The sequence below is a fragment of the Streptococcus sp. CF8_St5-17 genome (genome assembly GCF_024295665.1).
Classification (GTDB): Bacteria; Bacillota; Bacilli; order Lactobacillales; family Streptococcaceae; genus Streptococcus.
Genome location: NZ_JANCOU010000010.1, coordinates 16,975 through 41,305, shown reverse-complemented (window position 1 = coordinate 41,305; position 24,331 = coordinate 16,975). Strand labels below are relative to the sequence as shown.

Sequence of the window (24,331 nt, the reverse complement as noted above, 5' to 3'; positions counted from 1 at the left end):
CCTTTTTATAATTTGACGATTCGATTGAAATAAGGAATTTTCATTAATAAACTAATAACAAAAAAACTTATACATAAAGTGAATATCGGAAAAAGCAAATATGCACCTGTATAACTAAAACCAAGTAGTTTTTCCAACACTTTCATAACATAAGTATGTACTATAAAAACTCCCATTGTTTGATCGGAAAGTGTAACAATCCATTTGCTTTTATTGTCATCTAAAGAAAGTGTAAATACCGTCAAGAAAATTCCTAAACTTGTAATCTTAACAAATAGAATATCATAAAAATATTCAGCAAAAAGATTATGGTAAATGGTTTTTGCTAAGAAAAATAATATTACTGGGGAAATCAACAGCAACAGTATTGCAACTACTTTCATCCATCTCTTAAAGCCATTTTTTATAAATTCTTTATCAAATTGAGCTAGCAAACCTCCTAACAGGTAGTAGAAAAACCACGTCCACAGCCTAAAGGTTTGTATAACATATGACTGTAATGGCATTTGAAGTATAATATTTGCTAACTCAAACATTAAACCAATAGCGATAAGGCAAGATAGAATGTATAAATATTTTCTTTTTGAGTTCAGAATTTTTTTCAAAACAGGTAGGCATAAATAAATAAGCATTAGTGCACCAAAAAACCAGAACTGAGAGAAATACCCTTTTTGCAACAGAGAGCCTACAATTTTTTTTATTGGATTAACTGTAAAGTCTCTTTTTAAGAGCCAAATGATAGTAGTCCATGATGATACTATTATTAAAATCCATTTGACTTTCTGCAGTATGTAGGAATAGGTTATATTACTCTTTCCTAACAATAAATAACCATTGACCATAAAAAACAGAGGTATAGAGTAGGTGCCTAAGTAATATAAATATGTCAAAAGATTCCAAGACCCTGTGCCTTTAAATCCAATCATTGTTGTATGAAGTAAAACAACTCCAATACATGCTAGCACTTTTATTAAATCTAAATTAATATTCCGAGTTTTATGCATCCTATTTTTTCCCAATGATTTGTTTTAATTCTTTCATATCTACCACTTTCAGCGATAGAATTGCAAAAAGATAAATGATTCCACCAAGCACTGCAAAAACTAGAACATTAAAGGTTGGCGAAAAATGTATAACTGTTTTTGAACCTAGCAAAATACCATACATGATAGCTGATGCTAGAATGATTTTTGTCATAGATCCAATAATAGGAACTTCTTTTAGGTATCTGCGGGTAAAGTACAATTGAATTGCCCACACTAGCGCCTCTGTTAAGACAGAAACAATGGCTGCTCCGATATATCCAAGTTTAGGAAGGAATAATAAGTTTAATCCTACACTGATAATTGCAGGAGCCGTTGTTGAAATCATGAATTCTTTATTTCGGTTATGAGGGATCAATATCTGAATTCCCATAATATTGGTCCAACCGATGAAGAACATACGGAAGATCATAATGGCAATTGCATAGCGTGCATCCTGAAAATCTTGACCAAGGAAAAACTGAACAAAATCATCATTGACAATCAAGATCCCTGCCATCATTGGAAAAATGACTAAATTATAAATGAGGAAGGACATTTCATGCATCTTATTGACTGCCTTATGATCACCTGTGGCTAATAAATGCGCAACACGAGGTAGCATAACACTCCCCAAGGAAGTTACCAAGGTCAGAAGGATATTTACCAACTTTAGAGCCTGGTCATAAATCCCTACATCTTTTGTAGAAGCTAAGGCTCCAAGCATGGTACGATCTAGCGTTACATACAAGGAAATCGCCACTTGCGGAAGGAACAATAAGATGACAGGTTTCAAATGATGCCTAGCATATCCTATGTCAAAATGAGGTCTACCGATAAACTCTCGAGCAGGCAACCACATACTTAGTTGCCCCAAAAGCTCAAATATGGTTAGCAAAAAAACATAGAGGTAAAGATCATTTGCAGACTTGACAAAGAGGAAAATAGAGGTGACCCCAACGATTTTAACCGTGATGTTTCGAACAGTAATCTTTCGAAAATCCTCCAACCCTTGAAAGAGCCAGGAGATGTCTAACCCTTTAGAAACTAAACTCAGGCCTAGAATGTAGGCTACTGGATTTTGCATAAAAGGAAGATTCAGACAAAGAAGACCATACAAGGTTAGAGAAAGAAGAGTTGCACCTAATTGCAGAGAGTAAATCCCCCAAAAGTTCTTTTCAATTTCCTTGCGATGCCCTGAAATGACCTTGGTCCCATAGTTAGCAACTCCTAGAGTTGCTAGGAGAATAAAGTAGGTGACAATGGAATTAAAGTAACCATAAGTTCCTAAATCATCCGAAGAAAAGACCCGTGTCACATAGGGAGTCGTAATAATCGGGAGTAAAATTACCAACAATTGATAAGAAAGATTGTAAGCGTAGTTTTTTAATACTTTCATGTCAATCCGTCCTATTTATAATCAATCCGTGAAATTAGAAATTGTGACCGAACAAACTTACAATGAGCAATTATTCTAAAATCTTCTATCATATTTCCTCTTTCCTACAATTTTTTTGATATTTGTTGCAAATTAAATTGGTTTTATGCACGATACTATCGTAGCAACAAATACAATTTAGGGCTAAACATAAAAATAAGGTATTTTAGTTTTACTTTCCATGATAGCTTACTATTTTTTAGCAACTCACTCATTTCGACTTTCAACAACTCTTTATCTTTTGAAAAATCTTTTAAGCCTGAGTCAGCTTTTGCACCAATCACTACAAAACCACCTAATATTTTTTTCGCTTGCAATGATTGGAGCAGTTCTTCGTTTTGAATATATTCTTTCCTAACTACTTCTTCATTTTTAGCAACAGCATCGAAGAATTCGTACCTTTTTTCAGTAAATGTTGAACGGACAATACTTCCCTCTCTTCGATAATAATTATATGTTTCAAGCGGACTAATCACAATTTTATCTGCAAGAGCAAGGTGTTGCCCTACAACATAAAAATCTTCATAAATTTTACCAACTGGAAAAGGAACTGTCTCCAGGATACTTCTATGGTAGAGTTTGGCACAAGCAGAAACAGTTGCAATCTTATCATCCAACATCAGTTCAAGTGCCTTTTCTTTCGTAAGTACGTTTAGATCTTTATAATCGGATTCCTTAAATTGATAAGAGCTATAATCATTGTATTTAGATGTCGCTTTTACCTTGGTTGAAATCAAATCCGCTTGGTGCAATTCCTGTATTTTCACTATTAAATCAAGCGTGTAGTATTCAAGATAATCATCTGGATCTAAAAAGAAAATCCAATCTGAACTCGCTTTAGAAACTCCAAAGTTACGTGCGTCAGATAAACCACCATTTTCTTTGTGAAAAACATGGATATTTTCATACCGATTTGCATAATCCTCGCATAACACAGGAGAATTGTCTGTCGAACCGTCATTTACAAGAATTACTTCAAAGTTTTGATAGGTCTGTTTCATTAGGCTATCTATCGCATAATGCAAATAATCTGCAACGTTGTATACCGGAACAACAATGCTGATAAACATTCTAAATTCCTCTCTCTTTTTCTTTCTTCTTAGAGTACTTCTTCAAAATCGAACTAAAAATAAAACCTAGAATATAGTTGGTTCTATAGTTTAGATAAGATAATTTATCAAATCTTTTCGTAGGAATATAGTCATAAGAACTTTGTTGGATTTTACTATATAGTTCTCTTGAAAGCTTCTCCGAACCATCAACCATCCAGGACAAATCTACCTGCAAGCTAATCAAATATTCTAGAACAGCTGCAACGACTTTTTCTAAAACATTATTATCTTTTATTCTAGAATAGTAGTCTAGGATAGAATTGGTTACAATCAAATGATGACGGACATTGCGCTTCATACTCTCAATATTCATGCTCTGTTCAGGCCTTCCAATATAGTATTGATAAACATCGTAATTCCAGTAGACAAAACTATGAACATACTCCAAAGGAAACAGAGTGTACTGCATATCAACGTAAAAAGTTTTTTCACTCAATCGAATGTTATTCTTCGATAAGATAGATGTTTTATAAGTAACTGAATGCATTGGAATTCGCACATCAGGAATTCCCGTATATATATTACCAACTTCATATTTATCAATAAAATCATTTCGGATAGCAGTGCCATTATATACATGTTGTTCCGTAAAATCAGTAATAATCATTTCTGTATCAATAGTTTCAAGACTATTCAAAAATTTTTCAAATTCTGACGGAATAACCCAATCATCCCCGTCAATAACTTTAAAAAATTTCCCTTTTGCTTCTTGGATACCACGATTGATGGTTGAACCATGTCCACCATTTTCTTTTGTTATTACTCGTCCATTTAGTAGAGGATCTTTCCCCAAAAGTTCTTCTGCTACTTTTTCTGTATCATCTGTACTACCATCGTTTACAATTAAAACCTCAAATTTTTCTTTGTACTTTGAGTTTACTTGTTGAAAGGATTGAATCCCTTTTGAAAGGTAGTCCTGAATATTATAACTGGGCATTACAATTGTTAACAAACAATCTTTCATTTTATCTCCTAAATCGTTTCAATCAATTCAATCCACTGATTAAGTATTCTATTTTTATCAAATTTATCCATATTGTCTTTAGCATGTGCTGAAAAAGAATGTCGCAAGCTTTCATTTTCCATTAATTTGAGAAGCTTTTCACTCATCTTATCAGTATCATAACAATCTACCAAAAATCCATTGACTCCATTTTCGACAATCTCACTAGGCCCCGTCGGACAACTAAAACTAACAATAGGAAGATTATATTGTTGAGCCTCTAATAGCACCAAAGGCAAACCTTCAAAGCGGGAAGTCATGACGTAAATACTATGGTCTGGATATATATTCTTCGTCCCCTTTACATTCCCTTTAAAATCAACTTGTGCAGAAACGCGACCTTGTACTAATCTGTTTTTTAAGTCTTGTTCGATGAATTTATCTCCAGAACCATAAATATCCCAATGCCAATCCGAATGTTTAGATAAGACTTTTATAGCTACTTCTGCAAGATAATCATAGCCCTTTTGAGAATGAAATCGACCAACTGTAATGATTTTTTTCGAATTGTTTTCTAAGCTGATTTCATTTGAATCAATATCATCTATCCAATTATATATTGCTTTGACTTTTTCAATAGAGACATTATATTTATCCGAATATTTTACACGATCTTCCTCTGTTAAAGTTACAATTTTATCAAAATATTTAGCTCCAATATATCTTTGGATTTTTCTGCTTCTACCATCTTGAAATTCTAAACTGTGATGATCGCAAAAAACAATTTTCACATTAAGACCAATGGTAGCTAATCTTATCATTATATTTGTTAAAGGAGCAATTGAAAATACAATCTCTATCTTCTCTCTCTTTATATAATCTCTAAGCTTTTTAGTCAATTTTAAAATAGCAGTTCTAATACGAATATTTCCTCTGTAAAAATTCACTAATTGAACATTGGGATCAATATCATAGTTTATAAAGCCATCTTCATTTAATAAAATTGACATAAGCCTAACGTCATAATAACGAGATAATTCGTTTGCCATATTTATTGCTACTTTTTCCGCACCTCCAATATTACTAAGATTATATCTGACTATTGCAATTTTTTTCATCTCTATACTACTCTTCCCCTTTATCCTCACCAAGAGATATGATTTTATAATGATGTTGAATTCGCTTGTCTTCTGGAGGTAACTGCATATAATTCTCTCCATAAATAGCTGTCAAATATTCCTTGTACTTACGTGGACAACTCAATTCAATCCCTTGAAACTCTAATAAAACTGGCTCACCAAAATAATCAGAAGGTACGATTTCTCTTAATTTATAAGCCCCAGTATAGTTTCCTGCAAAAGCCTCACTAAATGAATATTTCTTAATCGCTTGTAAATATTTTTTCTGTGCCCAGTTAAAAGAAATAATCTTCTCAATATTTACAGCATTCGCAAATGCAATAATCACTTTTTCAGTCAGTGGACGGTTCTCTTTTTTCTGATTCACCAAACTATTAAATTGCGAGAGCTGGACCATCATCCTTGTATACAAGTATCTAAAAGAATGGATTTTTTTCTTTAAATCATTAGATGGCATACCATCTAATGGAAAAATGTCTATCCATAAACTTTCTACCAAATCTTCTTTACTATAATTCATGATAATCTTCGTTGAATCGTCACGAATGACAGAGAAAGCTTTTTTATAGCCAATAGTGTCTTCACTTAAAAACTTATAAGTTCTTGGTAATGAATGTGGAGCTAATTTTTTAAACTTTTCATAATCTTCTCTCGGCATACCAATGTCAATATCATCATCCCACGGTATGAAACCTTTATGACGTACCGCTCCTAACAAGGTTCCGCCTAGAGCATAGTAGGTTAGATTATTTTCTTCGCAAATATTAATGAACTCTTTCAAGATAGATAAAATCTTACCTTGGATGATTTTGATATCCGACATACTTTCCTCCTATATAAATCGAAATAAAACCGTCTTCCCAGTCTATGCTCTTTTAAGTTCTTGTTAAATACTTCTTACCATTTCACTATACGATTTTTTCAAACGAATGTTCCCCTAGCTCTTCATCGCTTTCATCAGAAAACTGATAATCCGGGTAGATTAAAGCGCCTACCAAGATCCAAAAAATATTATTATGAAGATAGAAATTCAAATCATCAATCATGGAATGAAAACTCATTAATATCAAAATCAGAGCAAGAACCCACTGGCGTTTCTTAATTATTTTAGACAAAGTCAAAGTTAGGACTGAGAGCATCAATCCCAGGATGAGTAAGCCAAATCTTTGTAAAACTTGGACATACAAATTGTCTACATACAGATAATAGGTCTGATAGTTTCTAACTCCTTCAACAGTCAGACCGTTACCGTACCATTCAACTGGTCGTCCTAGCAATCCAAAACCATACAGATTTAAAGATTTATTTGCTAAGTATAGACGGCCTCCTAACATATGATTCACTTTAAAAAGAAGGTCATTAATAAAAGAATAACCTGAATTGAGATAGGTAAATGAGACCCAAAAACTAATGATTGCATTTACAATAAAAGTCAATTTAAAAGCTTTAAAAACATATCCTAGTTTAGATAATAGCTCAGGGAACCATTTTATTAGCAAACTGCATGCCAACAATATACAGGAACTGAAAAATGTTAAACGAGAATCCGTTTGATCATATACCCAATACACAGAAAGGGATAACAGTAGCCATTTCCAATATTGGATTTTGTTTTGCTTTAAATAAAACACAATAGCGACTATGTCCATCAGTAACATTGATGGGAATAAGGCATAACGAAATCCTAGATAACTTCGTACTCGAGACTCAGAAACTTCTATATAATTCGTTATTATTCCAACTTTTGCACTGACAATAATAAAGAACAATAAACACGTACTAACGACTAATGACGTTTGCGCCACCTTCTTAAAGGGAACATCTCGTAAAGCGTAAATAAATAATATGCTTACAGGAACTTCTGAACCGAGAACAGTCATTTTCCCCACGATAAAATAAATTAAAATTGTTGCAAACAATCCAATGAGCGCTCTATAATCGTACTTTCTTTTAAACATCTCTTTAACGAACAAAAGAAAAATCGAGAAAGCTATCGCTAATTTATAAACTGTTCCAGGCATATATCGAGCATAAAAAGTCACATTTAATATCGAAACCGTTAAAAATATTCCTAAGGCAACAAGAGCCATTAGCTCCGGCAAAGATTTTATTTTTACTACTAATTTCATCCTTTTTCTTTTATCCCTATCTAAAAACTCTGTCCATATTTTTTACCGAAGAATTTTGCTTGTAGGAAGGATTTCCCTTTTTGAATCAAGTCAATTTTCTCCATATAGATAAACGGAATCTCTTTTACCCGCAAATCTTGCTTTGCCAACCAAACATTGAACAAGCGTTCGCTGACACGACCAAATAATCTAGCGTCAAAAGCAGAATAATCTCTAATATTTAATCTTCTATAGAGAGCATCGATAATCGGGAACAACCATTCACAATAGGCTACTACATTTTCTTTGGACATGATAAACATATTGAACATATAACCACTGCGCTGTTTCATGACCCGATCAAAAACCTCGATATAATCCGGTCTCAACTCGCTAACAATCTGGCGGGTCACGTCTAAATGAATGGCATCATGTGTATGTGCGTAGTGTGAGTATAGTGTTTCAATGTAATATTTCCGTTTTTTAGGAACGATCACATCATTTTCTGCTAACAAATCTTGCAATTCTGCCTTGGACAGGATAATATCATTCATATCAATCGTTTCACTATATGAGTGACGTTTTGCCGTGAAATAGCGACGATAGTGTACCAAACCGAGATAGTCACATTCTAAATTTTTCCAGGCCCAATAAAGTCCAGTTAATTCGCAATAATAGGGGTTCAAACTTGAAATATTGTCTCCTTCATTATCACATTGGTATCCTAACTTTTCTTTTCCTTCACTACCAACATGGATAGGTAGGTAAAGATCAGTATCAGCAGGCATGGTAAATTGCTTGTGTGTTGCCACGATAATTTTATAATTCTTTGTCATTTTAACCCCCTTCATTTAGATTGAACTGTTTGCTCTAAAAAAGAAATCAAACACTCGCACCCTAGTTTCATAGAGTTCACCTAAGAAACTAGTTGACTCTTTTGCCATGTTCCTAATAGACTACTCTGATTATATAACTTCGCAAGAATATTCTAAAACATGACTACCAGTATTTGATTTCGTATCAATTCCATTTTAAACTCATCAACAGATCATAAAATCCTAACAAAACATATCTGTTATTTAATGAGCCCCTTTTCCTGACAAAACTTGCTTAATGGTTAGCAAAAATATCTTTACATCTAATTTGAAAGATTGATTTCTAGGATAGTACAACTCCATCTCGCAACGCTCAGGATAATAGACTTCACTTCTCCCAGAAACTTGCCACATGCCTGTTATCCCTGGTTTGACTGAAAGCAGAAGCTCCTGTTCCTCTTGGGAATATTCTTCTAATTCCTTATCAAGGATTGGTCTAGGTCCTATAAAGCTCATTTCACCTCGCAAAACATTTATAAACTGAGGAAATTCATCAATACTCGTTTTTCTAATAAAATTCCCAATAATCGTTAAGCGCGGATCTTCGTTAGGAGGTAATTTGTAGCTATTGTCAATATATTTTTGATGTAGCTCTCTATTGGCCAAGAGAATTTCTTCAGCATTCTCAACCATTGAACGAAACTTAATGATTTTGAATTTTTTTCCATTCAAGCCTACTCGGTATTGAGTAAAGAAAATGCTACCCTTATATCCTTTTGCTTTATATATGATGAAAATAATCACGGAAGCTGGAAAGGCTAATACAACAGTTCCAACCAATCCAATAAAAAAGTCTGCAAGTTGCTTAAAACTTTTGTATAAGACTTCACTAATCTCCACTTAAACTTCACCTACTTTTCATATAATCTTCTTTTCAAAATCTACTTTTTCTTATTTTTTCCCATAGGAACCGTAGTTCCCGTATAATCCGTAAGAACCATATTTTTCAAGCTGGATATTAAATTTATTCAGAATAACTCCTAAGAATGGTGTTCCTGTTTGCTCTAACTGGTCTTTAGCTTTTTGAACTTCTCTCCGTTTTGTTGCAGAAGCTTCAGTTACCAGGATAGAGGCATCACATTTTTGTACGATAATAGCCGCATCAATGACAACACCGACAGGGGCTGTATCCACAATGATATAGTCAAAGTATTTGCGTAAAGTTTCAATCATTGCTTCAAATTTGTCACTTTGAAGAAGGGCAGTTGGATTTGGTGAAACAGCACCTGATTGAATGACAAACAAGTTTTCCACATTTGTTTCGCACAAACCGTGCGACAAATCTTTGGTCCCTGATAAGTAGTCTGTTAAACCTGTAATCTTTTCTCGAGACTTGAAGACACCTGACATGACTGAATTACGAATATCGGCATCAATAAGAAGCGTCTTATAACCTGCACGCGCGAAAGCCCAGGCAATATTGGTTGAAGTGGTAGACTTCCCTTCTCCAGGTCGAACCGAAGAAAGTGCAATCACTTTGAGACCATCCCCACTCAACTGGATATTGGTACGTAGAGCGTTATAATACTCTTCAGCTTTTTTTACAGAGTTTAATCGTTGTTGTGATAATTCTAACTTTGCCATATTTCCCTCTTTACTTTAATTTCTCAAGATTTGGAATAACACCTAAAAGTGAGATGTGCATAACTTCTTCGATATCTTCTGGACGTTTCACTCGATCATCCAATAATTCGACTAAAAGCACGATAACTATAACAATTCCTACACCTGCTATAGTGGCCATCATTGTGTTTCGACGAATATTTGGTGAAGATGGAGATGTTGCAGGTCTTGCTTCCTCAAGTGTTGTCACATCTGACACTCGTGTTACTGAAATAATCTTCTGAGCCGCTACTTCTCGTAGAGCGTTGGCGATACGACTTGCTTCTTCAGGCTTGCCATCTCGAACTGAAATGGATACGATACGAGTATCTGCAGGAACTGTTACTGAAACTTTTTTCCCAAGAGTTTTGGCATCAATGGTTAAATTTTGATCAGCCACCACTTTTTCAAGTACATCCTGTGAGAGGATGATTTCACGGTAGTCTTTTACCAAGTATGAACCTGCCTGCAAATCTTGGTTAGTCAAACCTGGTTTATCTGCTTGGTTACGATTGACAACATAGATGCGTGTGGTACTAGCGTACTGCGGCTTTATTACAAACGAGCTATAAGCAAAAGCTGCTAGACCTGCTACTAGCGCAACTAAGGCGATGAGGAATTTTCGTTTCCAAAGCACTTTTACTAATTGAAATACATCAATTTCAAATTTTTCTTGTTCTTTCATCATTTCTCCTAAATAAGTTGATCATTTATAATTTTTGATGGATTTGTTATAAAAAGCTCACGAGCTTTTCCTGGTCCATATTTTTTAGCAATGAGTTCATAAGCTTCTCTCATATAAGGTGGACGATTATCCAGGTTATGCATATCGCTAGCCACTACATGTACTAAGCCCTTGTCCAAAAAATACCTAGCACGCTTTTTCATAAATTTGTAGGTGTCACCAAATAGTCGTGGTTTTAATACACTCGAACTATTAATCTGCATATAGCAGCCCATATTGATGAGCTCCCTTACTTTTTTCTCATCATTTTCCAAGGTGTGATAACGCTCAATATGAGCAACCACAGGTGTAATCCCCGACATTAGAACTTTTGTCAAGGCGCTATGAATATCTCTGTAGGGTGTATTCATGCTAAACTCGATCAAGGCATAACGAGTACCATTGAGTTTTGGGATGATGTTTTGCTCAAGTTTTTCTATAACATCACTTGAAAAATAAATCTCAGCTCCGTATACTACATTCAAGTCTGGAGCAACTTCTCGAGCCAACTGTTTGACTTCGCTAAAATTAGCTGCAATTTTATCCTCAGGTGTTTCAAACATCCCTTTTCGACGATGAGAGGTTGAGACAACGGTTCGAACACCTTGTGCGTAAGCTTCCTCTAGGAGAGCCTTGCTCTCAGCTCGATTTTTAGGACCATCGTCAACATCGAAAACAATATGCGAATGAATGTCAATCATCTTATTTTCCTTCCATGGTATCTTTAATGGCCGCCTTAACAGTCTCCAAGCTCGTTGGATCAATTTCTAACATGTAAAGATTGCTATCTGGCATAGCGTAAGACGGAAGCCCCATACGTCCAATACCTTTCAAATCTTGATTGGTAACGGTATATTTCCCACCGCTTGCTAATTGAGTATTTACAAGACTAACCATTGTTTCTGGTGGCATATTGGTCTGGATCGAATCCTGCAAACTTTGAATGATGCTATCGTAATTTTTCAGAGCTTCCGCCGAGGTTAATTTCTGAATAATCGCCGCAATGACTTTTTGTTGGTTACGACCGCGATCCCCATCACCGTTCGTCAAGGAGTAGCGTTCACGAACAAAACCTAAAGCCAGTTCTGAATCAAGATGGATATTTCCAACCGGGTAGTGTTTGCCATTTGTATGTGCAGTAAACTCTTGGTCATTATAGACATCAACGCCTCCAAGAAGGTCAATCAACTTCAAGAAAGAGGTGAAATTGAGACGAGCATAGTAGTTCAAGTCGATACCATAAAGATTTTCTAAGGTATGGATAGAAGCATCTACGCCATAGATACCCGCATGCGTCAACTTATCGTTTTGGTTATTCCCGCCATCCGCGATAGGAACGTAGGCATCTCGTGGAGTTGTCGTCAAGAGAATCTTCTTGGTATCCTGATTAACTGTCATGATAATATTGACATCTGAGCGCGAAACAGAACTGATAGGACCATAGGTATCAATCCCGCTGACATAAACATTGAAAGAATTCCCTGTAGCAACCTTAGGAGCTTCCACTTTCTTTGTCAAATCCTTAGTATAGATTTTCTTAATCTTTTTAGCATGGTCAGGATATTCCTGTTCAATCAGATTTTCAAAAACGCTGTTTAAGACAATTGCTTTGGTTTCTCCATTTAACAAACTCTTATAGGATGCTAGGTAAGAAGAAGCTTCCTCAACTGTCAATTCCTTGCTTTGAGTTGTTTTAATGTCATCTATCAATTTTTGAATATTCTCAGCATCTGTTCCTGTTGGAGCAGTTACGCTAGAAAGTTGAGAAACGTTATCGATCTCACTATCTGCTAGTACCGCCACACTCATAGAGTAGCTTGAATAATTCGACGTTGCGTTGAATTGATTTGCAAGACTGACAAATTGATTTACAGCTACCAAAGCTACAGAGCTGAATAAGACTGATAGCAATAGTACTATCAAAGTGAAAATCTTGGCTTTCCGTTTTACTATTAACAACAGAGACAATAAAGCGATAAGCGCTAAAACTATTGCCAAAATAACATTAAAATAACTGACCGCTAAAATCTGATACCTAAAAATCAGAAACAATAAAAAAGAAGCAAGAACAACATAGATTAGCAACAAACCTACATTTAAACTCTGCTGAAACTTACTAGATTTACCTTTTTTAATGCGTCTACTTTTCATGGAACACCTCTACAAAACATTTTAATTTAATTATATCATAAATTGCCTCTCAAGGCCATCAACACCAATCAAGAAAGCACTTGCTTTTGGTAAGTGTTTTCGTTTTTTATATTTACTATAGTTTTTACTCCTTTTTGTGTTCCCAAAACACAACTATAATAAAAAAATAGAGCTCTTAAAAAGCTCCATTTTTTATTATTTAACGTGACTTTCGAATTCTTTTTGACTCTTTTCGACAGAATTTTTACGTTCTTGTTCCCATTTGGCTTTAGCTTCGTCAAATTGAGCAGTTGTTACTACTTCAGTTTGCAATCTCATGTACTTGTAGTTACTTCCAGTACCTTTGATTCCGACAAGTGAGTAAGCTCGTGTAAATGGTGTCACACGTGTTACTGAAGCCCCACCACCATTTGAATTTACAGGGAGCAATAGCGAACTATCAATCAGCCAAGCTTGTGCGTCTGCATAATTTTCATAACGTTTGGCTACGTCTGTATTTTCTGCATCTGCCGCTTTCAATTTTTGAGTATATTGGTCCAATCCGATACTTGTAATCTTATCAGTATCCTTGCTTGGATCAAGTCCTAAAATCTTGAGATAGAATCCATCCTCAGCATTGAAAGGATTGAGATAAGTTGATGGATCTTGGTAGTCTGCAGACCAACCATCCAAGTTTAAATCATAGTCATGATCAGCTGTGGTTGGCGCTTGGAATGTCGCGTTGGCATAGTCTTCTGTTGAAATTTGAACGACATCAATCACTACATTTTCTGCCCCAAGAGTTGATTCGACAGATTGTTTAAGCGAATGAATCTTTGGAAGCAAGGTTTTGTTAACTTGGTCTACAGGCAAGTCCAAATGAATTGGGAAGGTCACACCTTGTGCTTCTAATTCTTTTTTAGCCTCTGCAAACTGAGCTTGTGCTTTTTCTTTATTGAAGTAGCCGTCCTGGGCGTCTTCAAGATTCATATTTGACCACTGTGTACCATAGTTTACCAACTTAGATGCGACTGTCTCACCAAAAGTCTTGTCACCTACTTGCACGAAAGTTGGTGGCACAAGTGTGTTACGAAGAGTATTTTTAGCTGCTTCTTCTCCATTAGACTGAGCCGAATAAGCTGTACGGTCAATGGCAAAGTTGATTGCTTGACGGAAATTTTTATTTAAAATCGCAGCTTGGGTAGCTTGTTTTTGCTCATCGCTAGTCTTAGCTGTATGATTGTATGTTTGGCGATTAACGTTAAAATTATAGTACCAAGAAGTCGCATCCTGTAAGCTATAGACGATATTGTCCTTGTATTTTTCCTTTGTCTTAGCAAAGTTTGAACTGTTTGGATAGACTCCTGCAGATGAGTAAGCACCACTTTCAAAGTTACGAATCGTCATATCTTGATCCGAACCATCAACATAAGCCAACTTAACTCTTTCAATCGTCACTTTTTCTTGGTCATAGTAATGAGGGTTCTTCATGTACTCGAGTGATGATTTTGATGTGAATTCTTTTAACAAATAAGGACCACTGTAGAGAATGCTATCTGGTTTTAATTCCCCAAATTCTTTACCTTTAGAAGTCAAGAATTCTTCATTGACTGGAAAGAGGATACTATTGGTTGTTTTAGAGTTCCAGAATGGTTCTGGACGTGTCAAAGTATATTGGACAGTGTAATCATCTACAGCTTTCACACCAACATTTGAAAAGTCAGTATTTGCGCCTGTCACATAATCATCTAATCCCTTGATTGAGTTCTGAATCAAATCAAGCGCTTGACTCTTGTTATCCGCTGCATACTTGATACCTGTGACGAAATCTTGTGCTTTAATTGGGGCGTATTCTTCCCCGTCAGCCGTGAACCATTTAGCATCTTGACGAAGTTTATAAGTGTAAGTCAAACCATCCTTTGAAACACTCCAATCTTCTGCAAGAGCAGGAATGAGATTTCCATAATTGTCATTTTCAAGCAAACCATCTACCAAGTTGGTAATAACATTAGTATTGTCACCAGAATAATCCAAAATGTAGTTGAAGGTTGTTGGATCGGCACCAAATGTTGACGAGTAGGTTTTAGCATCTGATGCTGACTTCCCACACGCTGTCAATAAGACCGCCGCGGCAAGCGTCAACCCCGCTCCAATCAGTCGTTTTTTGAGTTTCATGATTCATTCTCTCCTTATATGTTAGGTTTTATGACATGTATCTATTCTATCAAATTTCGCCCCAAAAGTAAAGTTATTTAATTATTCGCCCTCTCGTCAGTATATGAAAAAAAAGAAAGAAAGCCCGCATAAAATCAGGATTTCTTTCATCGTTGTTTAAGATTATTTAACGTGGTTGGCTAACTCTTTTTGATATTTAGCGTTTGTTTCAAGTTTCTCTTTTTGCCATTTCTTAAGAGCTTCTTCGTATTCTTTAGTGGTTACAATATCATTTTGCAACTCTAAACCTTTAAATACAAACGGATCTCCCTTGATCCCAACTTGAGAGTAGGCTTTCGAAAATGGTACTGTACGACTAACTGTAGGAGAACCTCCTGAAGATGCTACAGGAATGAGAAGTGAACTATCAGATACCCAAGCCTGTGCTTTAGCATATTTTTCATAGCGTTTGTTAAGGTCGGTTGTTTCTGATGCTGCATCATCCAAGAGTTTCTTGTACTCATCAAGTCCAACTTGAGCCATGACTTCTGGATCTTTACCTTTTGTGATACCCAAGTGTTTAAGGGCAGAACCTTTCTTAGCATCCAAGATATTTAGATAGGTAGCTGGATCTTGATAGTCTGGTCCCCAACCAGTTCCATTCAAGTCATAGTCTTTTTGAGAAGGAACCTTAGCTTGAGATGTAATACTCATTTTCTCATTATCTGTCATTTGAAGGACATCGATGACAACATTTTCAGTTCCAAGCGCTGCTTCGACAGATTGTTTGAGGGAATTGGTTTGTTGAACAGCAATGACATCTGTCTGTTCAACTGGAATATCCAAATGGATTGGGAAGGTTACACCTTTAGCTTGCAATTCTAATTTTGCTTTTTCAAAGGCAGCTTTTGCTTTTGTTGGATTGTAAAGAGTGTCTTTACCATCTGTCAAAGCTACATCTTTCCACTGGTCTCCGTATGTTACCAATTGTTCTTGAGCCAATTCACCGAAAGTCTTTTCACCGACCTGAACATAGTCATAAGGTACAAGACTGGTACGGATAATCTTGTCCGCTCCTTCTTCACCATTCATCTGAGCAGAATAAGAATGACGGTCAAGAGCAAAGTTGATTGCCTGGCGGAAGTTTTTATTGAGAAGTGCTTCTTTAGTTGAAGTTTTTTGTGCTTCATCTGTCTTCGCTGTTTTATTATAAGACTGACGATTTACGTTGAAAGTAAAGTAATAGCTTGTCGCTTCTTGAGGACTATAAACAATCTTATCGCCGTATTCTTTCTTAGTTGAGTCAAAACTTGAACTAGTTGGGAAGAGGCGAGCTGTTGTATAGGAACCTGATGCAAAGCTACGGATCAATGATTCTTGGTCAGAACCGTCGTAGAAAGTCAATTTGACGTGGTCAATCTTAACATTGTCCTTGTCCCAGTAGTTTGGATTCTTTTCGTACTCAATCACTGATTTTGAAGTGAAGTTCTTCAAAATATATGGACCGTTGTAGAGAATACCTGAAGGTGTAGCTGCACCATAATCTTTACCTTGAGAGTTTAGGAATTCTTCATTAACTGGGAGCATAGTCGCTGTTGTTACCTTAGAATTCCAAAAGCTTTCTGGTTTGTTCAAGGTATACTCAACCGTATAGTCATCAACTGCTTTGACACCGACTGTTGAGAAGTCATTCGTTTCACCGCTAACGTATTCTGCCAAACCTTTGATAGAATCTTGGATAAGAGTTAGACCATCTGACTTACCATCAGCAGCATGCTTCAAACCAGTCACAAAGTCTTGAGCCTTGACCTCAGCGTACTCCTCACCTTCAGAAGTATACCATTTGACACCTTTACGTAGTTTGTAAGTGTAGGTCAAACCGTCTTGTGAAACCGACCAGTCTTCAGCAAGAGATGGAATCAAGTTTCCGTATTTGTCATTTTCCAAGAGTCCGTCGACCAAGTTAGCGATGACGTCCGATGTTGAACTTTTACTAGTAACGCTATAGTCCAATGTTGATGGATCGATGGCATATACGTATGAAAATGTTGTAGGAGCATCTGCTTTTTTCTCTGTCTTTCCACAAGCCGCTAAAAGAAGAGCTGCACTCATCGTTATCCCTGCTACTGCGAGCAACTTTTTCGATTTCATCGGTATTCTCCTTTAAAATACTATTTTTCACCATTATACCCTATTTTTTTATAAAAGCAAGGGTTTTCATGCAATTTTTTAGAAAATTCAAAATAATATTTTTTAAAGAAATTCCTACACTTATTTTAGAAAAAACTCAAGCATCTTGGATACTTGAGTTTTTTAGGTTTAATTGGCTAATTCGACGCAGAAGGCATCCCAAGGAGCTAGTGTTAATTGCTCGAGTTTGTCTGGAACATCGGTGTTGGCAACCAAGACTGATTTGAGAACCCCATTAAAGTGAAATTCTTGTTCTTGATTTGAGAGGTTAGCTACCACTAGGAAACGGCGTTCCCCGTCCTTACGGATATAGGCAAAGACTTTCTCAGCCGTTTCTAATAATTCAAAGTCAGCTTGAACCAGCCAGCTGTTTTCTTTGCGAATCTGAACTAGTTTTTGATAAGTATAGAAGATGGAATCTGGATTTGCTAAAGCCTCTTCTACATTAATCTTCGCATAGTTTGGATTGACTGATAGCCAAGGTTTTGCACTTGAAAAACCAGCATAATCTGTAGAATCCCACTGCATTGGCGTACGAGCATTGTCACGTCCAATCACACGAATGCTATCCATAATTTGCTCTAGCGGTACACCTTGTTCTAGCGCTTCTTTGGCATAGTTGATAGACTCAATATCTTCTACTTGCTCCAAGTTTTCAAATGGGAAATTGGTCATACCGATCTCTTCACCTTGATAGATGTAAGGCGTCCCCCTCATCAAATGAAGTAAGATCGCAAAAGCCTTAGCTGATTTCTCACGATATTGCTCCTCATCCCCCCAAATGGAAACAATGCGTGGAAGGTCATGGTTGTTCCAGAAGAGGGAATTCCAACCATCTTCAACCCCCAATTCTGTCTGCCACTTGTTGAAAATCTCTTTTAATTTCCCTACATTTAACTCTTTTTGGTAGTGCCACTTAGGTTGCCCTTCCTGATACTGAAGACAGATATGTTCAAACTGGAAGACCATAGACAGTTCTTGTCCTTTTGGATCTGAATAGAGTTTTGCGATTTCTGGTGTCGCTCCCCATGTCTCCCCTACTGTCAAGAGCTCTTTGTCACCGAAAGTAGCCTGATTCATTTCCTTGAGATAGGGATGGAGCATGGGACCATTGTTGACAACCTTCTGGTCAGGTATCTTGCCAATCATGTCAATAACGTCCATACGGAATCCACCAATCCCTTTATCAATCCAGAAATTCATCATCTCATAGATTTTATGACGGAGCTCTTCGTTTTCCCAGTTGAGGTCTGGTTGTTTCTTACTGAAAAAGTGCAGATAATATTGACCAGACTTTTCATCGTATTCCCAAGCAGAACCACTAAAAGTAGAGGTTAAATCATTGGGTTTATCTCGCCAAATATAGTAGTCACGTTCGGGACTTTGGGGATTTTCACGCGCTTCGATAAACCAGGCATGCTCGTCTGAGGTATGATTGACAACCAAGTCCATGATGATTCGAATATCTCGTTTTTTGGCTTCAGCGATCAGCTGGTCCATGTCTTCCATGGTTCCAAAGATAGAAGCGATGTCTTGATAATTTGAAATATCGTAACCATTATCATCCATAGGACTATCATAGACAGGCGAAAGCCAAATTGCTGTGATCCCAAGCTTAGCTAAATAGTCTAACTTGCTAGTTATTCCGGGTAAATCACCAAACCCATCTCCATTACTATCCTTGAAACTTTTTGGATAAACTTGATAGACAACTGCATTATGCCACCATTTTTCTTGCATCTTTTCACCTCTTTTAACTTAACTTTACTCCATCATAGACTTTTTTTATCATTTGTGCAAGCGTTTGCTCTATCTTTTTTCTTACTTTTATTACTCTGTAGTTTCTTATCTTTTATTTTTTTTATATAATAGAAAACAGAGGTAAAAAAATGAAAAAACAAGCTTTTAGTTCTGAAAAATATCTAAACTTACAACGCGACCATATTTTGGAGCGTATTCATCAATTTGACGGCAAACTATACTTGGAGTTTGGGGGCAAGATGTTGGAAGATTTCCACGCAGCCCGTGTCCTTCCTGGATATGAGCCGGATAACAAAATCAAACTCTTGCAAGAGTTGAAAGAACAAGTCGAGGTTGTCATTGCCATTAACGCTAGCAATATCGAGCACTCAAAAGCTCGTGGTGACTTGGGTATCTCTTACGACCAAGAAGTGCTTCGTTTGATTGATAAATTTAACGAACTTGGTATCTTTGTTGGCTCTGTGGTTATTACCCAATATGCTGGTCAACCTGCAGCTGATGCCTTCCGTAATCAATTAGAAAAAAATGGAATTGACTCGTATCTCCACTACCCAATCAAGGGATATCCGACAGATATGGATCATATCATCTCTCCTGAAGGTATGGGGAAAAATGACTATATCAAAACTAGTCGCAATTTAATTGTCGTGACTGCTCCTGGACCTGGTTCAGGTAAGTTGGCAACTTGTATGTCTAACATGTACCACGACCAACTGAATGGCATCAAATCTGGTTATGCTAAGTTTGAAACCTTCCCAGTATGGAACCTTCCACTGCATCACCCAGTCAATTTAGCCTATGAAGCTGCTACTGCAGACCTTGACGATGTCAATATGATTGACCCATTCCATCTCCAAACTTATGGAGAAACTACAGTCAACTACAATCGTGATATCGAAATTTTCCCTGTTCTTAAGCGTATGCTCGAACGTATCTTGGGTGAATCTCCTTATGCATCTCCAACTGACATGGGTGTAAATATGGTTGGTTTTGCAATCACTGATAACGATGCTGCAATTGAAGCATCGAAACAAGAGATTATCCGCCGCTACTACCAAACAGTTCTCGACTTTAAAGCCGAAAAAGTTGCTGAGTCTGCTGTCAAGAAAATCGAACTTCTCATGAATGATCTCGGCATCACACCAGCTGACCGTAAGGTAGCTGTTGCTGCTCGACAAAAAGCTGAAGAAACAGATGGACCTGCTCTAGCACTTGAGTTACCTTCTGGTGAAATTGTCACTGGTAAGAACTCGGAACTCTTTGGTCCAACAGCTGCTGCTGTGATCAATGCAATCAAAAAGTCAGCTAACATCGATGCCGAAACAAAATTAATTGAACCAGAAGTGGTGAAACCAATCCAAGGTTTGAAAATTAATCACTTAGGTAGTCGCAATCCACGTCTTCATTCTAATGAGATTCTCATCGCTCTTGCAATTACAGCTATGCAGAATCCTGATGCAGACCGTGCTATGAAAGAACTCGGAAATCTCAAAGGTAGCGAAGCTCATTCTACGATCATCTTAACGGACGAAGATAAGAATGTTCTCCGTAAATTGGGAATTAACGTAACCTTTGATCCCTACTACCAATACGACCGTTTATATCGTAAGTAGATTGAAAACTAGTAAGAACTTCTTATCAAGTATCACCCCTCTTCGATAGATTTCGAATCTCTCTTAAGGGGTGACTTTATTTTATGATTCTGACGATTTCCGACTATCTTCTTTTCTAATTATTCTAACATTACTTCGGGAGTTTATTAAAAATGAGAGAATTACTCAGTCAAAAAGAGCAAAGGCAATTAAAGATTTTAGAATATTTGTTTGAAAATCCTGACTGGATTTACCTAGATGATTTATCTAAAACCATTGGACACAATGCTCGCATCATTAAAAGTGATATCAAAGAATTACGTGAAATCTTTCCTGATTTTGATATTCGACACTCAACTGCGGGGATAATGATGGTGAATACGAAAAATAATGGCATTGAGCGAATTTACCAATATTTTTTACAGACGTCTGAATATTTTCAAATTTTAAAAGAATTTTTCCTTTTGGACAGCCCCTTTACCTATGAGCATCTTGCCCAGTCTCTGGATATTTCCCTCCCTTCTTTGCGAAAGAAAATTGCAGATATCAATAAGACACTTGATGGAACTTACCGCTTTAAGCTCAAGGTAACCCCAATATCTATCATTGGAAATGAAAAAGATATTCGATTTTTCTTCTCCCAATTTTTCCACGAAGCTTATAATTTTCTGGACTGGCCCTTTGAGGAGGTTAAGGAAGAAAATATAAATAATTTTGTCTCTTTCTTCATCAATTTGGCGAAATTCCCTGCAAAATATCAAAATCTTTACCAAATCAGAACACAGGCTACAGTCGATTTGCACCGAATGAAGAGAGGATATTTCGTTCAGTTATCAGAACAAAACATTTCCTGGTTAAATCCTATTTTCGACCAACTACCCGATTTTCAGCATCAGTTACAAGAATTGGCCCAAGGACTTAACATTGATATCAATCCGGAAAATCTCTATCAAATCTTCAGTCCATTTGCTGAACCTAGCCTCTTCTTCACAGTCGAAGACTTTCTAGCTGCTCGTCAATCTGACGAAAAAGTTAATTTGTCCTATCATGCTGCACGAGACATTCTGGACAACTTGACTCGAAGATTTGGTGTTCAATTTTCAAATACGGATACCTTGATTTGGAATCTTCATAACACTGCCTTGCTTGAGCGAAGAGAAATCAACTCCGAATCGATCATTTCACAAAATAAAGACTATACACTTGGAAAGATTAAAAAATTCTTCCCTAATTTTTATGAAGCAACCGTCTTTGAAATGATGCGCTATAAGAATATTATGGGACAAAAGGAGAAGATACCTGCTCTTTCTCACCTGATCTACACCCTATTTACCCACGCAGAGGGGCTTACAGATCAATTATTTGAACATAAAAAGAAAGTCAAAGTCTTAGTTCTCAGTGAGTATGACTTTGCTCATCCAGAATTCTTGATATCTCTCTACGAATTCCATACTGCAAATAACATCCAGTATGAAACTTGGGATAAAGAAACCCTAAATATCGAAGAAATTAGGCAAAGTGACTATGACGCTATTATCACTAATTTTGATATTAAAGAAATTGATAATAAGCGAATCATGAACATTAGCCGACTATCTATTCTGCAAGTTGTTAACGAACTCAATAAGATTTCCATGCAAGATTTATAATAAAAAAAGTCTAGTTAAACTAGACTTTTTTGTTATTCTACCGTTACAGACTTAGCAAGGTTACGTGGTTTGTCCACATCGAGTCCACGGTGTAGGGTTGCAAAGTAAGCGACTAATTGCGTTGGTACGACCATTGAGATTGGTGAGAGGTAAGGGTGTACGGTCGTAAGAACGATATCGTCTGTATTTTTGGCAACATTTTCTTCTGCGATGGTGAGGACCTTAGCACCACGCGCTACCACTTCTTGGATATTTCCACGAGTGTGGTTGGCAAGGACTGGGTCTGACAAGAGGGCCAAAACAGGTGTCCCATCTTCAATCAAAGCAATCGTTCCATGCTTGAGCTCCCCAGCCGCAAAACCTTCACATTGGATGTAAGAAATCTCTTTGAGCTTGAGACTGGCTTCCATGGCTACATAATAATCTTGACCACGTCCGATGTAAAAGGCATTGCGTGTTGTTTCAAGAAGGTCACGAACCTTAGCATCAATCAATTCTTTCTTTGAAAGTGTTGATTCGATAGACTGTGCTACGATAGACAACTCGTGAACCAAGTCAAATGCTTGAGCTTTTTCGTTACCATTTGCTTCACCAACTGCTTTTGCAAGGAAGGCAAGGGCTGCGATTTGGGCTGTATAAGCCTTGGTTGAAGCTACAGCAATTTCAGGGCCTGCGTGAAGCAACATAGTATGGTTGGCTTCACGTGAAAGGGTTGATCCTGGCGCGTTTGTCACTGTCAAGCTTGGAATTCCCATTTCATTGGCCTTAACCAAAACCTGACGGCTATCAGCTGTTTCACCAGATTGGCTGATAAAGATGAAGAGTGGTTTCTTGCTGAGAAGTGGCATCCCATACCCCCACTCAGAGGAGATGCCAAGTTCAACTGGTGTATCTGTCAATTCTTCTAGCATCTTTTTAGAAGCAAATCCTGCATGGTAAGAAGTTCCAGCTGCAAGAATGTAGATGCGGTCCGCGTCTTGAACAGCCTTTATAATAGCTGGATCTACGACAACTTGACCAGCCTCATCTGTGTAGGCTTGGATCAGCTTACGCATCACCGTTGGTTGCTCATCGATTTCCTTGAGCATGTAGTAAGGATAAGTTCCCTTACCGATATCAGACAAATCAAGTTCAGCAGTGTAGCTAGCACGCTCACAACTATTGCCATCATAGTCTTGCACTTCGACGCTATCAGCCTTGACAATTACCAACTCTTGGTCATGGATTTCCATGTATTGGTTAGTTTCACGAATCATGGCCATGGCGTCTGAGCAAACCATGTTGTAGCCATCGCCAAGACCAATCAAAAGTGGTGATTTGTTTTTGGCCACATAGATGACATCTGGATTTTCAGAGTCGATCAAAGCAAAGGCATAAGAACCACGGATGATGTGAAGGGCTTTTTTGAAGGCTTCAAGTACTGACAATCCGTCTTCTTCAACAAATTTTCCAATCAAGTGAACGGCGATTTCTGTATCTGTTTGTCCCTTGAAGTGGTGACCTGCAAGGTATTCTTCCTTGATTTCAAGATAGTTTTCAATCACCCCATTGTGCACCAAGACAAAACGTCCTGTCTCAGAGCGGTGTGGGTGAGCATTGTCCTCTGTTGGTTTTCCGTGAGTGGCCCAACGAGTATGTCCAATACCAGTTGTCCCCTCAACGCCTGCTGTCTTGGCAGACAATTCTGCAATACGACCAACAGCCTTGACCAGATGGCTTTCAGCACCACCTAGAACAAAAATTCCAGCCGAATCATAACCACGGTATTCGAGTTTTTCAAGTCCTTGAATCAAAATATCAGTTGCATTTGAGTTTCCAACAACACCAACAATTCCACACATAGTATATACGACACAGACAAGCTGTGCTTTCTCCTTATCGAAATTGGTATA

At 37.1% G+C, this 24,331-nt stretch carries 19 protein-coding genes; 2 read left to right on the top strand and 17 right to left on the bottom strand.

Annotated elements, in window-relative coordinates; genetic code table 11:
* Window positions 1-5 precede the first annotated feature (5 nt).
* From NMM19_RS07735 to NMM19_RS07660, 16 genes are all read right to left on the bottom strand, one after another.
* Window positions 6-1,004 (bottom strand): acyltransferase, encoded by a 999-nt coding sequence (locus tag NMM19_RS07735; protein WP_254730815.1) that lies wholly within the window; start codon window positions 1,002-1,004, stop codon window positions 6-8.
* 1 nt (window position 1,005) lies between these two features.
* On the bottom strand, window positions 1,006-2,421 hold the full coding sequence (locus NMM19_RS07730) for a flippase (protein ID WP_254730811.1): 1,416 nt from the start codon (window positions 2,419-2,421) through the stop codon (window positions 1,006-1,008).
* Between the two features lie 155 nt (window positions 2,422-2,576).
* Window positions 2,577-3,530, bottom strand: coding sequence for a glycosyltransferase family 2 protein (locus NMM19_RS07725; protein WP_254730808.1), 954 nt, complete (start codon window positions 3,528-3,530; stop codon window positions 2,577-2,579).
* Between the two features lies 1 nt (window position 3,531).
* Window positions 3,532-4,536 (bottom strand): glycosyltransferase family 2 protein, encoded by a 1,005-nt coding sequence (locus tag NMM19_RS07720; RefSeq protein WP_254730806.1) that lies wholly within the window; start codon window positions 4,534-4,536, stop codon window positions 3,532-3,534.
* An 8-nt stretch (window positions 4,537-4,544) separates the two neighbouring features.
* Window positions 4,545-5,633, bottom strand: a complete 1,089-nt coding sequence (locus tag NMM19_RS07715) for a glycosyltransferase family 4 protein (RefSeq protein ID WP_254730803.1) — start codon at window positions 5,631-5,633, stop codon at window positions 4,545-4,547.
* A 7-nt stretch (window positions 5,634-5,640) separates the two neighbouring features.
* Window positions 5,641-6,477, bottom strand: a complete 837-nt coding sequence (locus tag NMM19_RS07710; RefSeq protein WP_254730800.1) for a phosphorylcholine transferase LicD — start codon at window positions 6,475-6,477, stop codon at window positions 5,641-5,643.
* An 85-nt stretch (window positions 6,478-6,562) separates the two neighbouring features.
* Window positions 6,563-7,783, bottom strand: coding sequence for a polymerase (locus NMM19_RS07705; protein WP_254730797.1), 1,221 nt, complete (start codon window positions 7,781-7,783; stop codon window positions 6,563-6,565).
* A 20-nt stretch (window positions 7,784-7,803) separates the two neighbouring features.
* Complete coding sequence (locus NMM19_RS07700; RefSeq protein WP_254730794.1) at window positions 7,804-8,598, bottom strand: DUF4422 domain-containing protein; 795 nt, start codon at window positions 8,596-8,598, stop codon at window positions 7,804-7,806.
* Window positions 8,599-8,841: 243 nt separating this feature from the next.
* Entirely contained in the window at window positions 8,842-9,477 is a 636-nt protein-coding gene (locus tag NMM19_RS07695) for a sugar transferase (protein WP_254730791.1), read from the bottom strand.
* A gap of 51 nt (window positions 9,478-9,528) precedes the next feature.
* Window positions 9,529-10,221, bottom strand: a complete 693-nt coding sequence (locus NMM19_RS07690; RefSeq protein WP_178894616.1) for a tyrosine-protein kinase — start codon at window positions 10,219-10,221, stop codon at window positions 9,529-9,531.
* A 10-nt stretch (window positions 10,222-10,231) separates the two neighbouring features.
* Window positions 10,232-10,924, bottom strand: coding sequence for a capsular polysaccharide biosynthesis protein (locus tag NMM19_RS07685; protein ID WP_178894615.1), 693 nt, complete (start codon window positions 10,922-10,924; stop codon window positions 10,232-10,234).
* Between the two features lie 8 nt (window positions 10,925-10,932).
* Window positions 10,933-11,664: a capsular polysaccharide biosynthesis protein Cps4B gene (gene cps4B, locus NMM19_RS07680; RefSeq protein WP_254730788.1), complete on the bottom strand. Its 732-nt coding sequence runs from the start codon at window positions 11,662-11,664 to the stop codon at window positions 10,933-10,935.
* Window position 11,665: 1 nt separating this feature from the next.
* A complete protein-coding gene (locus tag NMM19_RS07675) occupies window positions 11,666-13,114 on the bottom strand; it encodes an LCP family protein (RefSeq protein ID WP_254730785.1) in 1,449 nt (482 codons plus the stop codon).
* 195 nt (window positions 13,115-13,309) lie between these two features.
* Window positions 13,310-15,268 carry a peptide ABC transporter substrate-binding protein gene (locus tag NMM19_RS07670; RefSeq protein WP_178894612.1) on the bottom strand — a complete coding sequence of 653 codons (1,959 nt, stop codon included), beginning with the start codon at window positions 15,266-15,268 and terminating at the stop codon, window positions 13,310-13,312.
* A 162-nt stretch (window positions 15,269-15,430) separates the two neighbouring features.
* Complete coding sequence (locus NMM19_RS07665) at window positions 15,431-17,398, bottom strand: peptide ABC transporter substrate-binding protein (RefSeq protein ID WP_178894611.1); 1,968 nt, start codon at window positions 17,396-17,398, stop codon at window positions 15,431-15,433.
* 168 nt (window positions 17,399-17,566) lie between these two features.
* Window positions 17,567-19,177, bottom strand: coding sequence for an alpha-glucosidase (locus tag NMM19_RS07660; RefSeq protein ID WP_254730782.1), 1,611 nt, complete (start codon window positions 19,175-19,177; stop codon window positions 17,567-17,569).
* A gap of 149 nt (window positions 19,178-19,326) precedes the next feature.
* Here NMM19_RS07660 and NMM19_RS07655 point away from each other — a divergent pair, with 149 nt between their 5' ends.
* Window positions 19,327-20,811 carry a DUF1846 domain-containing protein gene (locus NMM19_RS07655; RefSeq protein WP_178894609.1) on the top strand — a complete coding sequence of 495 codons (1,485 nt, stop codon included), beginning with the start codon at window positions 19,327-19,329 and terminating at the stop codon, window positions 20,809-20,811.
* A 152-nt stretch (window positions 20,812-20,963) separates the two neighbouring features.
* Entirely contained in the window at window positions 20,964-22,439 is a 1,476-nt protein-coding gene (locus NMM19_RS07650) for a M protein trans-acting positive regulator PRD domain-containing protein (protein ID WP_254730779.1), read from the top strand.
* A 32-nt stretch (window positions 22,440-22,471) separates the two neighbouring features.
* Here NMM19_RS07650 and glmS read toward each other — a convergent pair whose 3' ends face one another.
* On the bottom strand, window positions 22,472-24,280 hold the full coding sequence (glmS, locus tag NMM19_RS07645; RefSeq protein WP_254730776.1) for a glutamine--fructose-6-phosphate transaminase (isomerizing): 1,809 nt from the start codon (window positions 24,278-24,280) through the stop codon (window positions 22,472-22,474).
* Window positions 24,281-24,331: the final 51 nt, after the last annotated feature.